At 42.4% G+C, this 17,090-nt stretch carries 14 protein-coding genes; 9 read left to right on the top strand and 5 right to left on the bottom strand.

The features are described 5' to 3' along the window. Positions 1-287 precede the first annotated feature (287 nt). Positions 288-941 carry a tRNA (adenosine(37)-N6)-threonylcarbamoyltransferase complex dimerization subunit type 1 TsaB gene (tsaB, locus tag FD724_RS24855; RefSeq protein WP_179074437.1) on the top strand — a complete coding sequence of 218 codons (654 nt, stop codon included), beginning with the start codon at positions 288-290 and terminating at the stop codon, positions 939-941. Between the two features lie 31 nt (positions 942-972). On the opposite strand, the gene FD724_RS24850 is transcribed toward tsaB, so the two are convergent. Continuing rightward, entirely contained in the window at positions 973-1,890 is a 918-nt protein-coding gene (locus FD724_RS24850; protein ID WP_179075615.1) for an AEC family transporter, read from the bottom strand. 102 nt (positions 1,891-1,992) lie between these two features. Here FD724_RS24850 and FD724_RS24845 point away from each other — a divergent pair, with 102 nt between their 5' ends. Continuing rightward, positions 1,993-2,805, top strand: coding sequence for a D-alanyl-D-alanine carboxypeptidase family protein (locus FD724_RS24845; RefSeq protein WP_179074436.1), 813 nt, complete (start codon positions 1,993-1,995; stop codon positions 2,803-2,805). Between the two features lie 281 nt (positions 2,806-3,086). Here FD724_RS24845 and mrdA (FD724_RS24840) read toward each other — a convergent pair whose 3' ends face one another. Together mrdA (FD724_RS24840) and mrdA (FD724_RS24835) are read right to left on the bottom strand one after the other, a co-directional pair. Then, on the bottom strand, positions 3,087-4,907 hold the full coding sequence (mrdA, locus tag FD724_RS24840) for a penicillin-binding protein 2 (protein WP_179074435.1): 1,821 nt from the start codon (positions 4,905-4,907) through the stop codon (positions 3,087-3,089). A 326-nt stretch (positions 4,908-5,233) separates the two neighbouring features. Continuing rightward, entirely contained in the window at positions 5,234-7,081 is a 1,848-nt protein-coding gene (gene mrdA, locus FD724_RS24835) for a penicillin-binding protein 2 (RefSeq protein WP_179074434.1), read from the bottom strand. 202 nt (positions 7,082-7,283) lie between these two features. On the opposite strand from mrdA (FD724_RS24835), the gene FD724_RS24830 reads away from it, so the two are divergent. Beyond that, complete coding sequence (locus FD724_RS24830) at positions 7,284-8,411, top strand: ABC transporter ATP-binding protein (protein ID WP_179074433.1); 1,128 nt, start codon at positions 7,284-7,286, stop codon at positions 8,409-8,411. Between the two features lie 199 nt (positions 8,412-8,610). After that, on the top strand, positions 8,611-9,060 hold the full coding sequence (locus FD724_RS24825; RefSeq protein ID WP_179074432.1) for a hypothetical protein: 450 nt from the start codon (positions 8,611-8,613) through the stop codon (positions 9,058-9,060). A 171-nt stretch (positions 9,061-9,231) separates the two neighbouring features. Here the strand turns inward: FD724_RS24825 and FD724_RS24820 are convergent, their stop codons facing one another. After that, complete coding sequence (locus FD724_RS24820; protein ID WP_114084941.1) at positions 9,232-10,005, bottom strand: ABC transporter permease; 774 nt, start codon at positions 10,003-10,005, stop codon at positions 9,232-9,234. A 319-nt stretch (positions 10,006-10,324) separates the two neighbouring features. Between FD724_RS24820 and FD724_RS24815 the strand changes: the two genes are divergently transcribed. From FD724_RS24815 to FD724_RS24800, 4 genes are all read left to right on the top strand, one after another. Next, positions 10,325-10,627 (top strand): hypothetical protein, encoded by a 303-nt coding sequence (locus FD724_RS24815; RefSeq protein ID WP_256874348.1) that lies wholly within the window; start codon positions 10,325-10,327, stop codon positions 10,625-10,627. 581 nt (positions 10,628-11,208) lie between these two features. Beyond that, the gene (locus tag FD724_RS24810) at positions 11,209-12,636 is read left to right on the top strand and encodes a hypothetical protein (protein WP_179074430.1); all 1,428 of its coding nucleotides are present in this window, start codon (positions 11,209-11,211) and stop codon (positions 12,634-12,636) included. A 653-nt stretch (positions 12,637-13,289) separates the two neighbouring features. Next, the gene (locus FD724_RS24805; RefSeq protein WP_179074429.1) at positions 13,290-14,702 is read left to right on the top strand and encodes a DUF3370 domain-containing protein; all 1,413 of its coding nucleotides are present in this window, start codon (positions 13,290-13,292) and stop codon (positions 14,700-14,702) included. 147 nt (positions 14,703-14,849) lie between these two features. After that, positions 14,850-15,254: a response regulator gene (locus FD724_RS24800; RefSeq protein WP_114080516.1), complete on the top strand. Its 405-nt coding sequence runs from the start codon at positions 14,850-14,852 to the stop codon at positions 15,252-15,254. 61 nt (positions 15,255-15,315) lie between these two features. Here the strand turns inward: FD724_RS24800 and FD724_RS24795 are convergent, their stop codons facing one another. Further along, positions 15,316-16,464: an alanine--glyoxylate aminotransferase family protein gene (locus FD724_RS24795; protein ID WP_179074428.1), complete on the bottom strand. Its 1,149-nt coding sequence runs from the start codon at positions 16,462-16,464 to the stop codon at positions 15,316-15,318. A 164-nt stretch (positions 16,465-16,628) separates the two neighbouring features. On the opposite strand from FD724_RS24795, the gene FD724_RS24790 reads away from it, so the two are divergent. Further along, positions 16,629-17,018 (top strand): DUF1499 domain-containing protein, encoded by a 390-nt coding sequence (locus FD724_RS24790; protein ID WP_114080518.1) that lies wholly within the window; start codon positions 16,629-16,631, stop codon positions 17,016-17,018. The last annotated feature ends 72 nt before the right edge of the window (positions 17,019-17,090 follow it).

Genomic DNA, 17,090 nt, shown 5'->3' with positions numbered 1-17,090 from the left:
TTATAAAAGGGTAGAGTTTTTCAATTACTTCCCCTCATGGGGATAAAAACAAAGTGAAAATTCATAACTATGATGTGCTTGAATAGATAAACATCGTCTACCTTAAAAACCATAGTTTTGTAGGTTGGGTGCAGCGATCGCGTAACCCAACATAAATAAGGTGGTAATGTTGGGTTGCGTTTCACTCCACCCAACCTACATCAATATATCTTTTACAAAACCTAGGTTTCAACATAGATGAGGTTTATATCAAGTTAACTATAGAAAAATCAATATTTTAATTAACTTTGACCACAGAAATAAAACACTTCACAACAAAATACGCTTTATCACTACACACCACTACTCCTGAATTAGGATTGGCAATTAGTAATTTTGCTGGTGAAAATCGCTCACAAATTTGGAATTTGGGGCGTGATTTATCTAGCTTAATCCATCAATATTTAATTGACTTTATCAAACCGCAAACTTGGGAGGATTTGTCATTCATCGCAGTTGCCAAAGGACCTGGTGGCTTTACAGGAACTCGCATTGGCGTTGTAACTGCTCGAACTTTAGGGCAACAATTAGATATCCCTGTATTTGCAATTTCAACTTTAGCTGCGGTGGCTTGGGCAGAAGCAGGCAAAAGTCCAAATCCAAAAACTATTGCTGTGGAAATGCCAGCCCAACGAGGTCAAATTTTTGCTGCTATTTATCAGTTTGACTCAGATGTTTCTAAACTAAAAGTGTGTTTAGCAGATAGAGTATTCACACCAGAAGCATGGCAGGAAACTTTAGGGAATTGGAACACTAATTATCAGCTAATTCAAGCAAAATCTGGGTTAGCAGCGACGGTAACAAGTATTTTGGAACTAGCTAATCTTGATTGGCAAGAGGGCAAGTGTCCTAATTGGTCAGAGGCTTTGCCATATTATGGGCAACATCCAGTAGACATTTAACTGATATGTGTCATAGTGCATAAATCCAAAATCAAAACAGCCCCAGCCAAACTGGGAGAGTAAGCAGCAATAGTATAGCCCCAGCAGCTAAGGCAGTAACTGCCAGATCGCGATCAAGATTGAATGCCTCAGCAATTACAAGTGTGGCGAAAGCTGGAGGCATGGCCATTTGTAAGACAATTACCTTTGCGATCGCTCCAGTTATTCCAAACACTGGTAGAATACTGCCCAATATCAAGGGAACTAGCAGCATTTTGATTCCCAAGCTCATCCCTACTTGTGGTAGGCTACGCCAAGATTTGAGTAGCGCCAGTCGCATTCCAATTAACACTAGGGATAAAGCTACACTACTCCAAGCAAATTTTTCTAACCAGAATTCCGTAACTGTGGGAATTGTCACCTGCCGAAACAGCAAGCCAAATCCGAACCCCCACAGGGCAGGATTAATTAAGATAGACTTGGCAATCTGCCAATGATTCTGGACACCGCCGCCAAAACGCGCTGCTAGTAATACACCCAAACCGTAAGTTCCTGGGAATGAACCTAACAAATCGTAAAATAACGCCCAAGCAAAGTATTCCTTGCCTACCATTGCTAAGGTAATGGGAAAACCAAGATAACCTGTATTACCCAACATTGCGGCTAATATCAAGCTAGCCTGAGTTGGTGGTTGGAGGACAGTATTTCTAAAATAGGCTTGCGCTTTAATTCCTAACCAAGCTAAAAATGCTCCTAGTAAAATGGCTAGGTAAGCGATCGCAGGTGCAATCCAAATTTGCCCTGACAAGCTGGATTGACGCAAAAAAGATACTATGCTTATGGGTACTCCCACCCAAAAAAGAAACTGTCCCAAACGTGTAGGAACTGTTATAGGTAGTTTGCGTCCCAGAACAAAACCTACCAGGACTAATCCTCCCAGCTTGACGTATAGTTCTAAAAGGTTTGTCAAGATTGCGCCTAAGAACCACAGATGTAAAATGCTACCTGTTACGTCTACTTTTGTCCAGTGCAAAATCTGTTATGGCTATCCCACAAAAACAGGAGTTTACCCTTGAATAAGGCAGGGTTTTCTGGAAAACCGCAAAACTCATCGAATGACCTTGGTGATGATATTCCAGTGGCTGTACGTGATACCCCTGTTGCAGCACGCAAAATGTGGTTGCAGCCCCAAATTATGATGATTGGCGGAGTGGTGGGATTTATCCTGCTGGCTTTAATTAGCGGTTTTTTGTTTTTCGTCACTGCACCCAAAAAAATCGCCGATTCTCAACCTTTACCAGCGACTTCTACTCCTCCGACTCCAGCACCATCTAATAATTCTAGTAATTCTAGCGATACTGTATTAGGGCATTTTCCTTACCCAGAAGCCCCTCAGTCAGAACTAGTAACCATCTCCGCAAATAGGGGCATTAGAATGCGAAAATCTGCTGCCCAAAAGTTTGAGGAGATGGTAGCAACAGCCCGGAGTGCAGGTGTAACTTTAGTGCCAATTTCTGGCTTTCGCTCACTTAAAGACCAGGAACAATTGTTTTTTGGTGTCGGTGCCCAACGAAATCAAACGCCAGCAGAACGGGCTGCCCTCAGCGCTCCTCCTGGTCATAGCGAACATCACACAGGTTATGCTGTGGATGTTGGGGATGGATCAGTACCAGCAACTAATCTCCAAACCAATTTTGACAAGACCAAGGCTTATCAATGGCTGCAAGCAAATGCAGCACGCTTTAGCTTTGAAATGTCTTTTCCTAAAGATAATGTTCAAGGTGTGAGTTATGAGCCTTGGCACTGGCGTTTTGTTGGCGATCGCAACAGCTTGGAAATGTTTTACAAAGCCAGAAATTTGAAACCCGCTAAGATATCGCCATAAAAGACAGCAGGCAGGAGTCAGGAGTTTGGTTTTACCCTTTCTCTCCCTACTCCCTCTCCTCTAGTGGAGGCTGAAGCACTACTTCCGTAAGGGCTGGACAGTAGTAAGCTAATCGGCATTTAAGTTGCAGAAAAGCAGGGCTGAAGCCCTTACTAGGAGCGAATCATTCTGGAAAAATGAATGACGATTAGCTTATTCAGCAATTTTCTTAGCGATCGCATCTGGTCGGGAAATTTTATATCGATGAGAAAGTAGAATTACGGTAATCCCAAGCCACAATTTTATACTTTCTTCGGCGCTGGTTTCTGATACTTACCTGGATACTTGCGCTGAAAATATTCCTCCATAATTTGTAAGATCATTGGCGCAGCAATGCTACCACCGCCACCGCCGGAATGTTCTGCAAATGCCACAATCACGAATTCTGGCTGTTCAGCAGGTGCATAAGCACCAAACCAAGCGTGATTTTGCTTAACACGTCCCTTCCAGGCTTCGGCAGTACCACTCTTACCCGCGACTGGGGGAACTGTTGGCTGATTCAAAGCCTTACCAGTACCTTCAGCTACTACTTTCCGTAGCCCTTGCCGGAGAACACTTATGGTTGGCGGCTTCATATTTAAAGATTCTCGCCAGCTTTTTGCTTCTTCATTGTCTTTAAGCAAATGCGGCTGGACTCTATAGCCACCATTCGCGGGCACGGCAAACATGATGGCGACTTGCAGGGGTGTAGTTTGTAAAGCACCTTGACCAATTGACATATTAATGCTGTCTCCTACAGTCCAAGGTATCTTCCAAGCTTTCTGCTTCCATGTCTCATCTGGCACTAAACCTTTTGCCTCTTCGTTGGCAAACTCAAAGCCGGTTTTTTTACCAAATCCATACTTGCGAGTCCATTCTATTAAAGTTGGGCCACCGACTCCGCGACCAATTTGATAGAAGAAGGTATCACTACTCCACTGTAATGCACCGACAAAGCCCAACGGTCCGAATCCGGCGTGATTCCATTCACCAAATCGGGTACCACCAAAAGTTAAGGAACCGTAGGTTTGCAAGACTGTACTAGGAGAAAATTTACCTGATTCTAGACCAGCTGTGGTAGTGACAATTTTGAAGGTGCTAGCAGGTGGAAAGGCGCTGAGGGCGCGATTTACCAAGGGATGATCTGCACCTTGTACAGTTTCCCAATCTTTTTGGCTGAGTTTCTGCTTTGAGAAAATATTGGGGTCAAAGGTGGGATGAGATACCATTGCTAAAACGGCACCGTTCTTGGGGTCAAGTGCCACGATCGCACCGTCGCGATCGCCTAAAGCTTTTTCTGCCGTCTTTTGCATATTTAAATCTAGGGTCAAGTGCAAATCTTTACCAGGCTTCGCTTGCTTCTCCCCCAAAACCCGGAGTGGTCGACCTGCACCATCGACTTCTACCTGCTGACCCCCCCATTCGCCTCGCAGACTTATTTCATAAGCTTTTTCAACTCCCATTTGACCAATCACATCACCTAATCTGTAGCCCTCTTGCTTCTTTTCTTTTAACTGGTCGGCGGTTAGTTCTCGCGTATAGCCTAATACATGAGCTAATTCCTTGCCGTGGGGGTAGTAGCGAACGGCTTCTGTATGAATTTCTACATCTTTAAGTTCTGTTTGATACTCCTTCAATGCCGTAATTTGTGCTTCATTCAAGTTACGAGCAATCCGTATAAGTGAAGAAGAGTTAGCACCTGCCTCTTCTAATTTCTTCTCCATCTCTTCTTGGGGAATCTCAAGAATTTGAGATAGACGTGCCCCCACAACTGACCATGCAGGCTTGGTATGTGCCATCGGCCACAAATATACAGAGCGAGGATAGCTAGTACTGGCTAAAAGTTTGCCATTACGGTCAAAAATATTACCCCGTTCTGGTTGTTTGGCAATCATCCGAATTCGATTTGACTCAGCTCGTTTTCGGTGGCTTGCTCCTTCAGTAATTTGCAAATATGCCAAACGAACACTGATTCCCGTCAGCATTAATAGAGTAAATATAATCAAAAATATCGGCTGGAAACTCTGTCCAACTGTACGTGTATTTTTTTGTCCGCCAAGTGGAGATGGTTTAAATATAGTCATAAGACAAAGAAGATTTCAAAATTAAGATTATCTGTAAACAATTCTGCTCATTTCTTAGCAGGTATTTAATAGCAAACTAATAGGCAGTGATTAATTGTTTTCAATTAATACCATAAGCTACTCTCTTCCATCTCATCGCCTAAAGGCTTTTTGAATTCTGAATTTTGCACACTAGTACAGGTCGACGGAAATAAACCACCCATTCCAAATGAATAAAATACTTAGGCTGTATTCATTTTTAATTTTTTTAGCGCAGCGTTAGCGAGTCTGCGTTAGCGACGCAGGAGCGTCGCGTCACTTTTAATTTTTAATTCCGCCCTGCGGCACTAGTCTCCAGTGCCATGTCCTGAATTCTGAGTTGTTGCTTCTGATGGATCAGGCTGAGATTTTTTATACTTACCTGGATACTTGTGCTGAAAATAAGCTTCTAGCACTTGTAAAACCATAGGTCCACAAATAGTACCGCCGTGTTCGCCAGAGTTTTCACCAAAAGCCACAACCACAATTTCCGGCTTATTACTAGGGGCATAAGCACCAAACCAAGTATGATTTGGGCGACCAACACCAGCTTCAGCAGTGCCACTCTTTCCAGAAGCTGGGGCAATTGTCGGCACGTCCAAGCGCTTACCAGTACCCTCACTCACTACCTTCCGTAGCCCATCGCGGAGAACTTTGATCGTTGTCGGCTTCATATTTAACGATTCTCGCCAACTTTTTGCTTCTTCATTGTCTTTGAGCAAATGCGGCTGAACTCGATACCCGCCATTAGCAGGGACAGAAAACATAATCGCCGATTGTAGCGGTGTTACTTGTAAAGCGCCTTGACCAATTGACATATTAATGGTGTCGCCTACAGTCCAAGGTGTCTTCAAAACTTTCTGCTTCCATATTTCATCTGGAACCAAGCCTTTTGATTCTTCGTTGGGAAATTCAATGCCAGTTTTTTGACCAAATCCATATTTGCGGCTCCATTGGATTAAAGTTGGGCCACCAACTTTTCTACCAACTTGATAGAAGAAAGTATCACTACTCATAGCCAGCGCTCTGGGAAATCCTAATGGCCCGAACCCGGCGTGGTTCCACTCACCAAAAGTCACGCCACCAACGGTAAGAGAACCAAAGGTCTGTAATATTGAGTCAGGAGAAAATTCACCTGATTCCAATCCGGCTGTCGTGGTGACAATTTTGAAAGTACTGGCAGGTGGAAAGGCACTCAAAGCCCGATTGACCAAGGGATGATCTTTACCTTGCAAGCTTTCCCAATCTTTCTGGGAGAGCTTTTGTTTTGAGAAGATATTCGGGTCAAAGGTGGGGTAAGATACTAGCGCTAAAACAGCACCGTTATTTGGATCGAGTGCTGCGATCGCACCTCGTTGATTTCCTAAAGCTTTTTCTGCTGCCTGTTGCACATCCAAATCTATGGTCAGATGCAAATCGTTACCAGCTTTTGCCTGTTTTTCGCCCACAACTCGGATTGGTCTACCCGCACCATCTACTTCCACCTGCTGACCACCCCATTCGCCTCGTAGCACTTTCTCATAGGCTCTTTCCACCCCCATCTGACCGATTACATCCCCCAGCCGATAGCCTTCCTGCTTCTTATCCTTTAACTGGTCGGCGGTTAACTCTCGCGTATAGCCTAATACATGAGCCAATTGCTTCCCATGAGGATAATAACGTACAGAATCTGTATTAATTTCCACTTCTGGAAGTTCATTTTTATACTCCTTAAGTGCCGTGATTTCTGCTTCATTGAGATCGCGAGCAATTCGGATGAGCGAAGAAGAATTAGCACCTGCTTGTTCTAATTTTTTTTCCATCTCATCTTGCGGGATGTTGAGAATTTGCGCTAGACGCGGGCCGACTACAGACCAAGAAGGCTTAGTATGTGCCATCGGCCACAAATATACAGAACTAGGATAGCGAGTACTGGCTAAAAGTTTACCGTTGCGGTCAAAAATATTACCCCGTTCCGGTTGTTTAGAAATCATGCGAATACGGTTCGCTTCGGCTCGTTCTCGGAGTTTTGGGCCTTCAACAATTTGCAAATAGGCCAAACGAGCCTCAATCCCAGTCGTCATTAAGAGGGTAAATACGATTAAAAATATTGATTGGAAACCACGTCCTACTGTACGTGTATCTTTTTTGCTGCCAATTGATGGGAATAAAGACATAAGACAAAGAATGATTCTAAGAGCGGTATTATCTGTATACAATTACCCTAAACTTATGCCCAAGACTGGGTATGAAAAAATCGGGCAAGTATATTCTTGAACAATTGTTTTTGGCGGATACAATAAACCAAAGTGTCAAATATAGTCTGCCCAATAGACTACTGACAAAGTTACGTAAGATCACGGCATTCTACTAAGGATTATGGCTCAAATTGTCATGCAGAATCAGAGGGGGATAACAACTTTTCAGCCACTTGATGTTGAACTGCGTAACGTGTTCAAGTTTTTTAACCAAGAACCAGCAGTACACGGAATAGACTTGGATGTCAGACAAGGAGAATTTTTTAGTATTTTAGGCCCCTCCGGTTGTGGCAAAACAACAACACTACGCTTAATTGCTGGCTTTGAAATCGCTGATGCTGGCAAAGTGTTGATTCAGGGTCAGTCTATGACTAATGTGCCGCCTTACCGCCGACCCGTCAATACTGTATTTCAAAGTTACGCTCTATTCAATCACTTGAATGTCTGGGATAACATCGCCTTTGGACTACGGTTAAAAAAAATCCACAAATCGGAAATTGAAATTAGAGTTCAAGACGCTTTAAAGTTAGTGAAAATGGAAAGTTTGCGATCGCGCTTTCCTAGTCAACTTTCTGGTGGTCAACAGCAACGAGTCGCCTTAGCGAGGGCTTTAGTCAACCGTCCCACCGTCGTATTACTAGATGAACCTTTAGGGGCGCTAGATTTAAAACTACGTAAAGAAATGCAGGTTGAGTTATCAAATTTACACAAAGACTTAGGAGTAACCTTTGTGATGGTGACACACGACCAAGAAGAAGCATTATCTTTGAGCGATCGTATTGCCGTCATGAACCAAGGCAAAATCGAACAAGTTGGCACTCCCAGCCAAATTTACGAACGTCCCCAGACATCTTTTGTTGCTGATTTTATTGGCGATACTAATTTATTTAGTGGTGAAATCGTAGCGGTAGACTCCTCTAGTATTAAAATTTCCACAAAAACAGGACTCTCAATTATCATTAACCGCGCTGAAGATACACCATCTCAATTATCACAAGCGGTAGTAGTGAGTGTGCGCCCAGAAAAAATACAGCTTTCGCTTTATCCACCCAATTTGCCAGCTAACTGCTTTGAAGGGCGGCTTATTAATGTTATGTATTTGGGCACACACGTTAATTATGTTGTGGAATTAACAAATGGTATTAGCATAAATGTATTGCAACCTAATACTTTTGGTGCTTTACCGGATAGCGACACCCCAATCTACGCTTGGTGGGCAGAAAATGATTGTTTAGCTATTAATCAATAGTTATAATAGTCTATCTTCTATAAAGCTTATTTTTTATTTTTGCAAAGCTAGGTGCAACTCAAAGAGCCTTTTTTCCTGTTGGCTCTTAAGCCAACTAATTATGGCTACACCACGCTGGGCGAACAAAAATAAAAGCGCATTCCTATATAAAATTTAATAATGGAATAATACCTTGACCCTGTACTAGGAATATTAACCCATGTCAATTTTTAAAAGAGTTCCTTGGGTGTCCCTGGCGTTAGTACTGCTTAGTTACAGTACCTTGGGCTGGGTAATATCTGAAACACAAGCTCCTGTGTTTGTGTGGGTGCTGACTGTGGTTGCAATCTTGCTTTTAATAGTGACGTTGACCACTCCTTGGCCGAAAATGACCTATTACCTCAGTATTTTGCTTAGATCAAACATCAGGTCTTTTGGCGTTGCTGTCTTAGCAGCTTTCTTATTTTTTCTGATGATTGCCTGGTTTCGGGTATTTCTTGATACTTTACTCATCATTTCGGCAACTATATTAGTCAGGATAGATTTCCAAAGAGCAGGTCTTAGAGAAGGGCTAGCTTTTTTTACTGCATCTATCTTTTCATTTGCAGGTTTAGCTTTGGGTGCGCTAATTTACGAGCTAATATATTCCCACGTTCTCGTAAAGTTATGAAGTATATTCAAAAAACTAGGGATGTCTGTGGTGGGTTGCATCAAAGCTTCAAAACTCATGTTTATTACCTAAAAATTTATAAATGAAGGCAGGAGGAAAACTGTACTTCTCTATGAGACGCTATGCGAATAGACAAGCTCTGTTACCACTAATTTTCCTGCCCTGCTCCCTTCAAAACGCAGGCTGGTCAAATAGGAGTAGAGAAAGGAAAAAATCCATGATAAAAATGGATACCCAACTAGTAACAACTGCCTTTGTTGCCGATTCTCCTACTTCCTTAGCTCCCCCCTTAGTAGTTAAACCCCAACTACAGCCGATGACAGCAACCAGTAAACCAAAAATAAACCCTTTTAACAAAATAATAAACAAATCTGATGGGTCTAAAAAATTTCTGACTGATTCTAAAAATGTTTCGGGAATAATTTTGTAAAAGTATGAGCCGGCAAAAACTCCACCGATAATCCCAGTAACTAAAGCCAAAATCGTCATCAAAGGCACCATCAAACAACAAGCAATTACTCTAGGAAGTACTAGATAATCAATGGGATCAGTTTTGAGCATATAAAGTGCATCAATTTGCTCAGTTACCCGCATTGCACCTATTTCTGCTGCAAAAGCAGAACCCACTTGTCCTGCCATAATACTAGCGGTTAAAATTGGAGCTAATTCTCTACAAAAAGCTAAGGCAAAAGCACCTCCCACAGCATTTTCAGCCCCAAATCGGACTAATTCTCTTGCCGTCTGAATAGTAAAAATCATTCCTGCAAAACCGCTAACTAGGAGAACTGGAGAGATAGAACAGGGCCCAGCAGTCACCAGATGTTGCATAATTTTGCGGTAGTAAGTTTTTCCCTGAATAAAATGTAGCCACACTTGACCGAAAAGCAGCACTGCCGCACAACAGCGTGCAATATGAGATTGCTCAAAATTTGTTTTTAATCGCAATTTTATCGTCCTTAAGACTGGCTTTTTTTTGCAAATTATTGTTATATCAATTCTTCAAAATAAAACTACAGACACAAATGCTGGAAACCCAGCTAGATGTAATCTGACTTTCTCAATTACGTCGTAGACGCACGAAGTCCGGCTTTTTGCAGGATATTACGAATTGGTCTTAGGGTATGGTACATGAACACCATCAAGTTTGAGACTTTTCTGCTCAATACAAATTGTCTATAGGACTCTCCTATAGCTGGTATTTTATTTTTACGGAGTTCCTAATGTTAAATGATTTTTTATGAACAGGATAAAAGCAGGAATATTTATGTTGCTATTGATACTAAGTTTGTCCGTAGCACAACCAGCTTTTGCATCAGTGTGTCGCAATTACGATTTCTACAACGGGCTACGCCAACACCACCAGATTTGCATTCTCAGCATCAACCGAAGTGCTAAAAACTATTGGGAATACAGGGCAACCGTTAGTGTAGATGGAGTAAAAAGGCCCACCGAGGTTTACAATTGCCGGAAACGAGTCAAGGTTCAACAAGGTGGAGGTGTTTTACCCTTTGAGCAAAAAGACCCTGGTGAAATGATATGTAGCTTTTTTAATTCTTCTCGGCGGTAAACACGCGCCAGATAATAAAGACTGTAAAACCTAGATAGGTGAATACTGTTAACCATTCTTGCCAGCTACCAAATCCATTATTCATCAGCAAAAGCCGGAAAATCAATATTTTTCAATCCTACACTCTAGCGCTACCAGTCGGTTGCTGCTTGGAAGAGAAAGGAAGACTACTCAAAAATTTTTAGCTAATTTTCCGAAATCGATAACAGTCAAGCGGTATCCCTAATCAGAGCATCGATTTTATACTGAACTTATATAACTAACCTTTGGGCAATATAGCCCCATGTTTCAACTCAAAAACCCGGCCATGATGGCCGGATTTTTGATGTTGAGATTAATCAAACTTAGGGATGATTAATAGAAAGATGTAGACTCAATAAGACTTGCAACAGAATAATGCAGAGCTACAGAGAACGCAGATAAATAAGAATTTGAGAGATTTTTTGTGTAAGTTCTCAGTTGCCGTTGAGCAATTCAGCAGCACTTCTTGAAAATATCTGCGTATTAAATAAAACTATTATTCAGAAACTTTTAAGCAAATTTATCGGTCTGGTTCTCCAAATTCTGCAAAAATTTAGCCAATGTCATCTTCTGCTCAAGGTATTCCCGGATTACCCGATTTGACGCATCCGATTGAGCTTGTTCAATTTGGAACCCAGGCGCTCAAAGCTTCACTGTTATTAGTATTTTTGATCGTAGCTTTAGGAGTTGCGATCGCACTGATAAGTTTTTCCCTCCGTCGCAGCCAGCCGGAACAGCTTATATTCATCGGTGAATGGGCTGTTGGCTATTCTCAACTGTTGCGCGGATTACAGCATTTAACTCTAGTATTAGTTCTGCTAATACCAGGATTTTTTCTCTGTTCAACTTTAAGCAATCGCTACCACTATTGGGAACAGGCAAAGGTGGCTCAAGTTGCTGAAAGTGTTGCAGGTGAAAAGCTCGAACAACTTGCCCCCCAAGTCCGCTACTCTATTCAAGAGCCATACTCATATAACACTCAAGTTGGCAACAAAATAGTCAAGGTAAATGAGACAAGACAAATTAACCGCTTCTTGAGCTTGGCTGGTTCGCAAATTCAAGTAAAGCTTGACCAAAGCGTAGATGTTCCAGGGCGTAGCTCAATTTATCGGGCAGATTATACTGCCGATTATAAAGTGGTTAACAAACTCAAGGATATTAATAATTTTTTCTTTGAAGCACCGCCACCCAACGGCTACACACTTCTTTCTAGCTATAAAATCGAGCGTGACGGGACAAGATTGCAACAAATCAATCCAGAAGATTATGGTTTTCCCTTTCGGCTGCAACCGGGGGAAGAAACTACCTTTCGAGTCACCTATCAGGCTAGAGGGGGGCCTCGCTGGGTTTATAGTGCAGGGGGACAGATTTTATCTAACTTCCGCCTCATAGCAATTGCTAACTTTGCTCCCGCTAATTTTGCCAGTGGTATTGAACCTGACGATATTAAATCTGACGGACGCAGTACGCAATTTACTTGGAAATTTGACGAGAATGTTTCAGTCAAAAATCCCTTTGGAGTATTTACCAACACCGAGCCGATTCGTCATACGGGGTTAATTCCGCGTCTTTTATTGCTAGCACCAGCAATATTTTTGTGGTGGATTTTGTTGTTATATTTATCACTACCAATGAGTTTCAAAAATGTTGCGATCGCTGGTAGTATTTTCTTTGCTTGTCTATTGGTTTTGACCTATCTGGCTCGTGTCATCAATGCTCAGTTGGCTTGGACTTTAATTTCCATCATCTTACTGTTTTTGACATGGGGATTGGGAGCTAGTCGCAGTGCTTCTTTGGCTGCTATTATCTGCACTATTGCTGGAGCAGTATTACCAATTTTTGGATTATTAGTACCATTTAGCGGCCTCACCCTCAGCCTAGCGGGTTTGCTTTCAGCCGTTTGGCTAGCAGTTCGTCACTGGTATGGCTGGTACAGTTTGCATCCACAAGACCAAAGATTGCAGGCTCAGAAAAATGCTAAAGATTAGTAGATTTCGCTATGATTAGCAAAGTTTTAGCACATAGCATTTATGGATAACGATTTACTGGCTTTCTTTGCGGGTGCTGGGTTGCTCGTCCTCTATCTCATTTTTTCTGCATTGACTGAAATGGGAACTAAACTACCTTGGAAGAAATAAGCTGATAGGGTGATAAAGTTACTAAAAAGTTACATTTTTCAACCTGATTGGGCTTGGAAAAAGGAATACACATCCTTTAGGCTGAGTTAATATACTTATTTTTCGAGAGCAAGCCAAATGCGCGATCCACAAAAGAACCAGATTAAAATCGAGCCGGCAACCCTCGTATTAATTGTGTCCCTTCTAATACTTTTGCCTTTACTGTTTGTTGGTTTTTTCTCGCAGTGAGCTAGTGAGTAATACCAGATACAGCAGTTTTATTTTAGTCAATTTTTTTACGTAGACGCGGAGCGGCTTGCCGCAGGCTACCACAGAGACGCAGAGGGCACTGAGAGAATAAAGAAATGCTTAACTGAACCAGCAATTCTCATTATGAGAATTGCTGTGCAGCGTCTCGTAGAGAAGTGCGGGCTATACTTACGCATTTTCAGAAATTCGGTTCTATGAACTTGTAATAATAACTTGTTATATCTGACACTACAGCGTGATTGACGCGCAAATTTATGCTGGCTAAATTACCACTACCTATATTTACACTTTTATTAGGACTTGCTATAACTCAAACCTTTGGATGCACGGTAGATAAAAAGAATTCAGCGATCGCTCAAACACCTCAAGCACCCCAAGAAATCCTGCAACCACGAGTAGTTCTGGCTTTACCAGGTAAGTTGGATACAACGCCCGTTTTTAACAGCAATAGCCCAGAATGGATCAAAACTGAGGGTATTTTACTTTCTACTTTTCCTACAAAGGGTAAAAAAGTTGCAGCAGCGCACCTGAATTTCCCCTTCAAGGGACGCTTTGACTTATTTGCTCACCACTACACCCACACTCCCAAGGATTTACAAACGCTATACCTGGGTGTAATTCTGCATAACCCTGGCAAAAAACCTGTAACAGTGGATGTGTTGCAAGCGGCGAGTTACTTGATGAAAGATGCGCCATTTGTTACCTTACCACCCTATGTAGAAAATAACGATGGTAAAGCTTACTCTGGACCAGGCGATCGCGCTGTTGGTGATGTACTCCGAGGTGTTCGACAAGCTGATTTTCCCGCAAAGCTGATAATTCCACCAGGACAAAGCCGGATGTTGCTAAATCATCCGATTCCTGTACAAAATCTAGAAAAGCCTGTGAATGGTCGCTCTAGCTTTATGCGGTTGCGTAGTAGTGATCAAGTTTATGCGGCAAGTTTAGCAATGTTTGCCAAGAAAAATTCTGATAATACAGAACGCTCACCGACTCTTGCAGAATGGCAAGCTTTACTAGATAACGGGAACTTTGCCGGGCCGCGAGATAAAACTCCGACTCCTCCAAATGCTACCAGTGGCGCACTAATTTATGGGCGTGTAGCTGGTGTATCACAAGGTTCTCAGTGGCAAGCAAAGTTGCTGGATAATCCTCAAAGCACAAATCTGACTATTCCCCAGCGTGGCAAAGCTATTTCTTATGTTTTAGACACATTGCGGAGCGGTCGATTGGGTACTCAACAAATCCAAACGGCCAAAATGCTAGTACGTTATCCAGATACGGCTTATGAAGCACATGGTAATTATGGGGTGGAATATAAACTCACCTTACCTTTAAGCAACAATACCAACCAAAATCAGACCGTTACCGTTACTTTAGAAACACCTTTGAAGGAAGATAAATTATCCCAAGGTGGTGTACGTTTCCGCAAACCATCCTTAGATTTTCCCTTCTTCCGTGGTACGGTGCGGCTGCGTTACTTCGATGACCAAGGTCAACAAAAGACGCGCTACGTACATCTATGGCACAGAACTGGTCAGGTGTTAGAACCATTGGTACAGCTTGTACTTCCACCTTCCACCAAGCGGATAGTACTGGTAGATGTGATTTATCCACCAGATTCGACACCACCCCAAGTACTGAGTGTAAGGACTTTAGACAAGTGAGGAGTTAGTTAACAATTCGTAATTTGTAATTACGAATGATTAATTATTTTAGGGATAGGTATCTGACTTTTCAAGCATGTAGGAAAGACCATAAAGACATTTTCAAAATGGGGATTTAAACCCTTAATTTACGATAAAATTTCATTTATGGAACCTTCTGGAACTCTTGCTGGTTTAGATATTCTGGTAATTGAGGATGATAATGATACTCGCTTTTTCATCACTACTGTGTTGGAAATGGATGGAGCAAGAGTTATACCAGTAATATCAGCGGATGCGGCGCACAAGGTATTGTCCGAATTACAGCCCGATGTTTTAATTTCTGATATTGGGTTGCCTGGGGAGGATGGCTACACTTTCATCCGCAAATTTCGTGCGCTCAAATCAAACAATTGTGGACGAGTCCCAGCTATTGCTTTAACAGCTTATGCTGATGCTGAAGCTCGTATCCGTGCCTTGGAAGGTGGCTTTGACACTCATGTATCTAAACCAATTGATCCAGACGAACTAGTTGAGATAGTAGCTAACTTGGTTGCTTCTTGTAATTGGTAATCATTGTAGTGCCCGATCAAGTGCGTTAAGCTACTGTTAACGCACTATTTTCAAGCAAAAACTACTTAGGTAAAACCTGCCGCAGTGCTGCTAAAAGTTGGTCAACACTTTCCTTTCGACTATTAAAGCCCATCAATCCCACGCGCCAGACAAGACCTGCTAGTTCGCCAAGACCACCGCCAATTTCAATATTATGTTCATTGAGTAACTGCCGTGCGATCGCTTTCCCATCTACTCCTGCTGGAATGCGGACGGTGGTAAGCGTTGGTAGTCTATACTCCTGCTCAACGTGCATACTCAGTCCTAAATTCTCTAACCCTTCCCAGAGATACTCTACGTTTTTTTGATGCCTCTGCCAAGAGTTTGCTAATCCCTCTTCTGCAAGCAAACGTAGTGCTTCCCGCAAGGCATAATATAAATTAATGGGTGCTGTATGGTGATAGGTGCGTTCAGCGCCCCAATACTTACCCAGTAACAACATATCCAAATACCAGTTTGCAACCTTAGTTTGGCGCTGTTGCAATTTCTCAACTGCACGCGCACTCATGGTAAAAGGCGAAGCACCAGGCGGACAACCCAACCCTTTTTGGCTACAACTATAAGCTAAGTCAACTCCCCAGGCATCCAAAAATAACGGAACGCCACCCAAACTTGTCACAGTATCCACCAGCAGCAAAGTGCCAAATTCATTGCATAAATCAGCAACTCCTTCTAATGGTTGCCTTGCACCGGTGGAAGTTTCGGCATGAACTAGAGCCAAAATAGCCGGACGATGAGTTTCTAGGGCTGTTTTGAGTTCATCTAGATTGAAGACTTGTCCCCAAGGCTTGGTAATGCTTCGGACATCAGCACCATAACGTCCAGCCATATCTACGAGGCGATTACCAAAGTAACCAGCCACACCAATCAAAACTATATCACCAGGTTCAACAGCATTAGCGATCGTTGCTTCCATTGCGGCTGTTCCCGTACCACTGACTGCAATGGTGAGTGGGTTTTCTGTTTGCCATACGTAGCGTAGCAACGACTGAATTTCATCCATGAGGGCGAGAAAAGCTGGGTCAAGATGCCCAACTGGTGAGGTATTCATCGCTTGGAGAACTGTGGGATGGGCATTGGATGGCCCAGGACCTAACAGTAGGCGGGATGGGATTTCTAGCGGTGTGAGTTGCAAACGCCCGGAGTCGTTGATTGAAATTGTTTGCGTCATAATCTGTCTTCGCCTAGACGATACTTACCGGATCATAGAGCGAACGCATCACTGATGTTTTAAGGAATCTGTCATTTGCCAGAAGATGCGATCGCCGCAAAGCATTACAGTGGTTCAAGTAAATGTGTGAGAGTATAGTTATTTACTTACCTGGAGACGTAATTATGGTTTTTGCTGGCAAACGACCGAATAATTTAGGTGTTAGCAACGGTAAATTAGCATCCTGTCCTAACTCTCCTAACTGTGTTTCCAGTCAGAGTGCAGATGCAGCCCACAAAATTGCACCATTGACTTTTACGTCTAGCCCACAAGAAGCAATCGCTAATCTTAAAGAGATTATTCAGTCCTTACCAAGAACCAAAATCATTACCGAAAGCCAAGATTATTTATATGCAGAATTTAAAAGTGCTTTACTCGGATTTGTAGATGATGTAGAGTTTTATCTAGACCGAAATGCCAATACGATCCAAGTTCGTTCCGCTTCACGCTTAGGTCAAAGCGATTTGGGTGTTAATCGTCAACGAATAGAAACGATTAGAGCCAAGTTGAAATAATTCGTAATTCGTAATTAGTTGAGTATTATACGGTGTATACACAAGTTGGAAATAGTAGTTTGTCAAGGAATA

It is taken from the genome of Nostoc sp. C057 (assembly GCF_013393925.1).
GTDB lineage: Bacteria > Cyanobacteriota > Cyanobacteriia > Cyanobacteriales > Nostocaceae > Nostoc > Nostoc muscorum_A.
The sequence above is the reverse complement of the archived record's forward strand: the minus strand, read 5'-3'. Positions and strand labels throughout refer to the sequence as shown.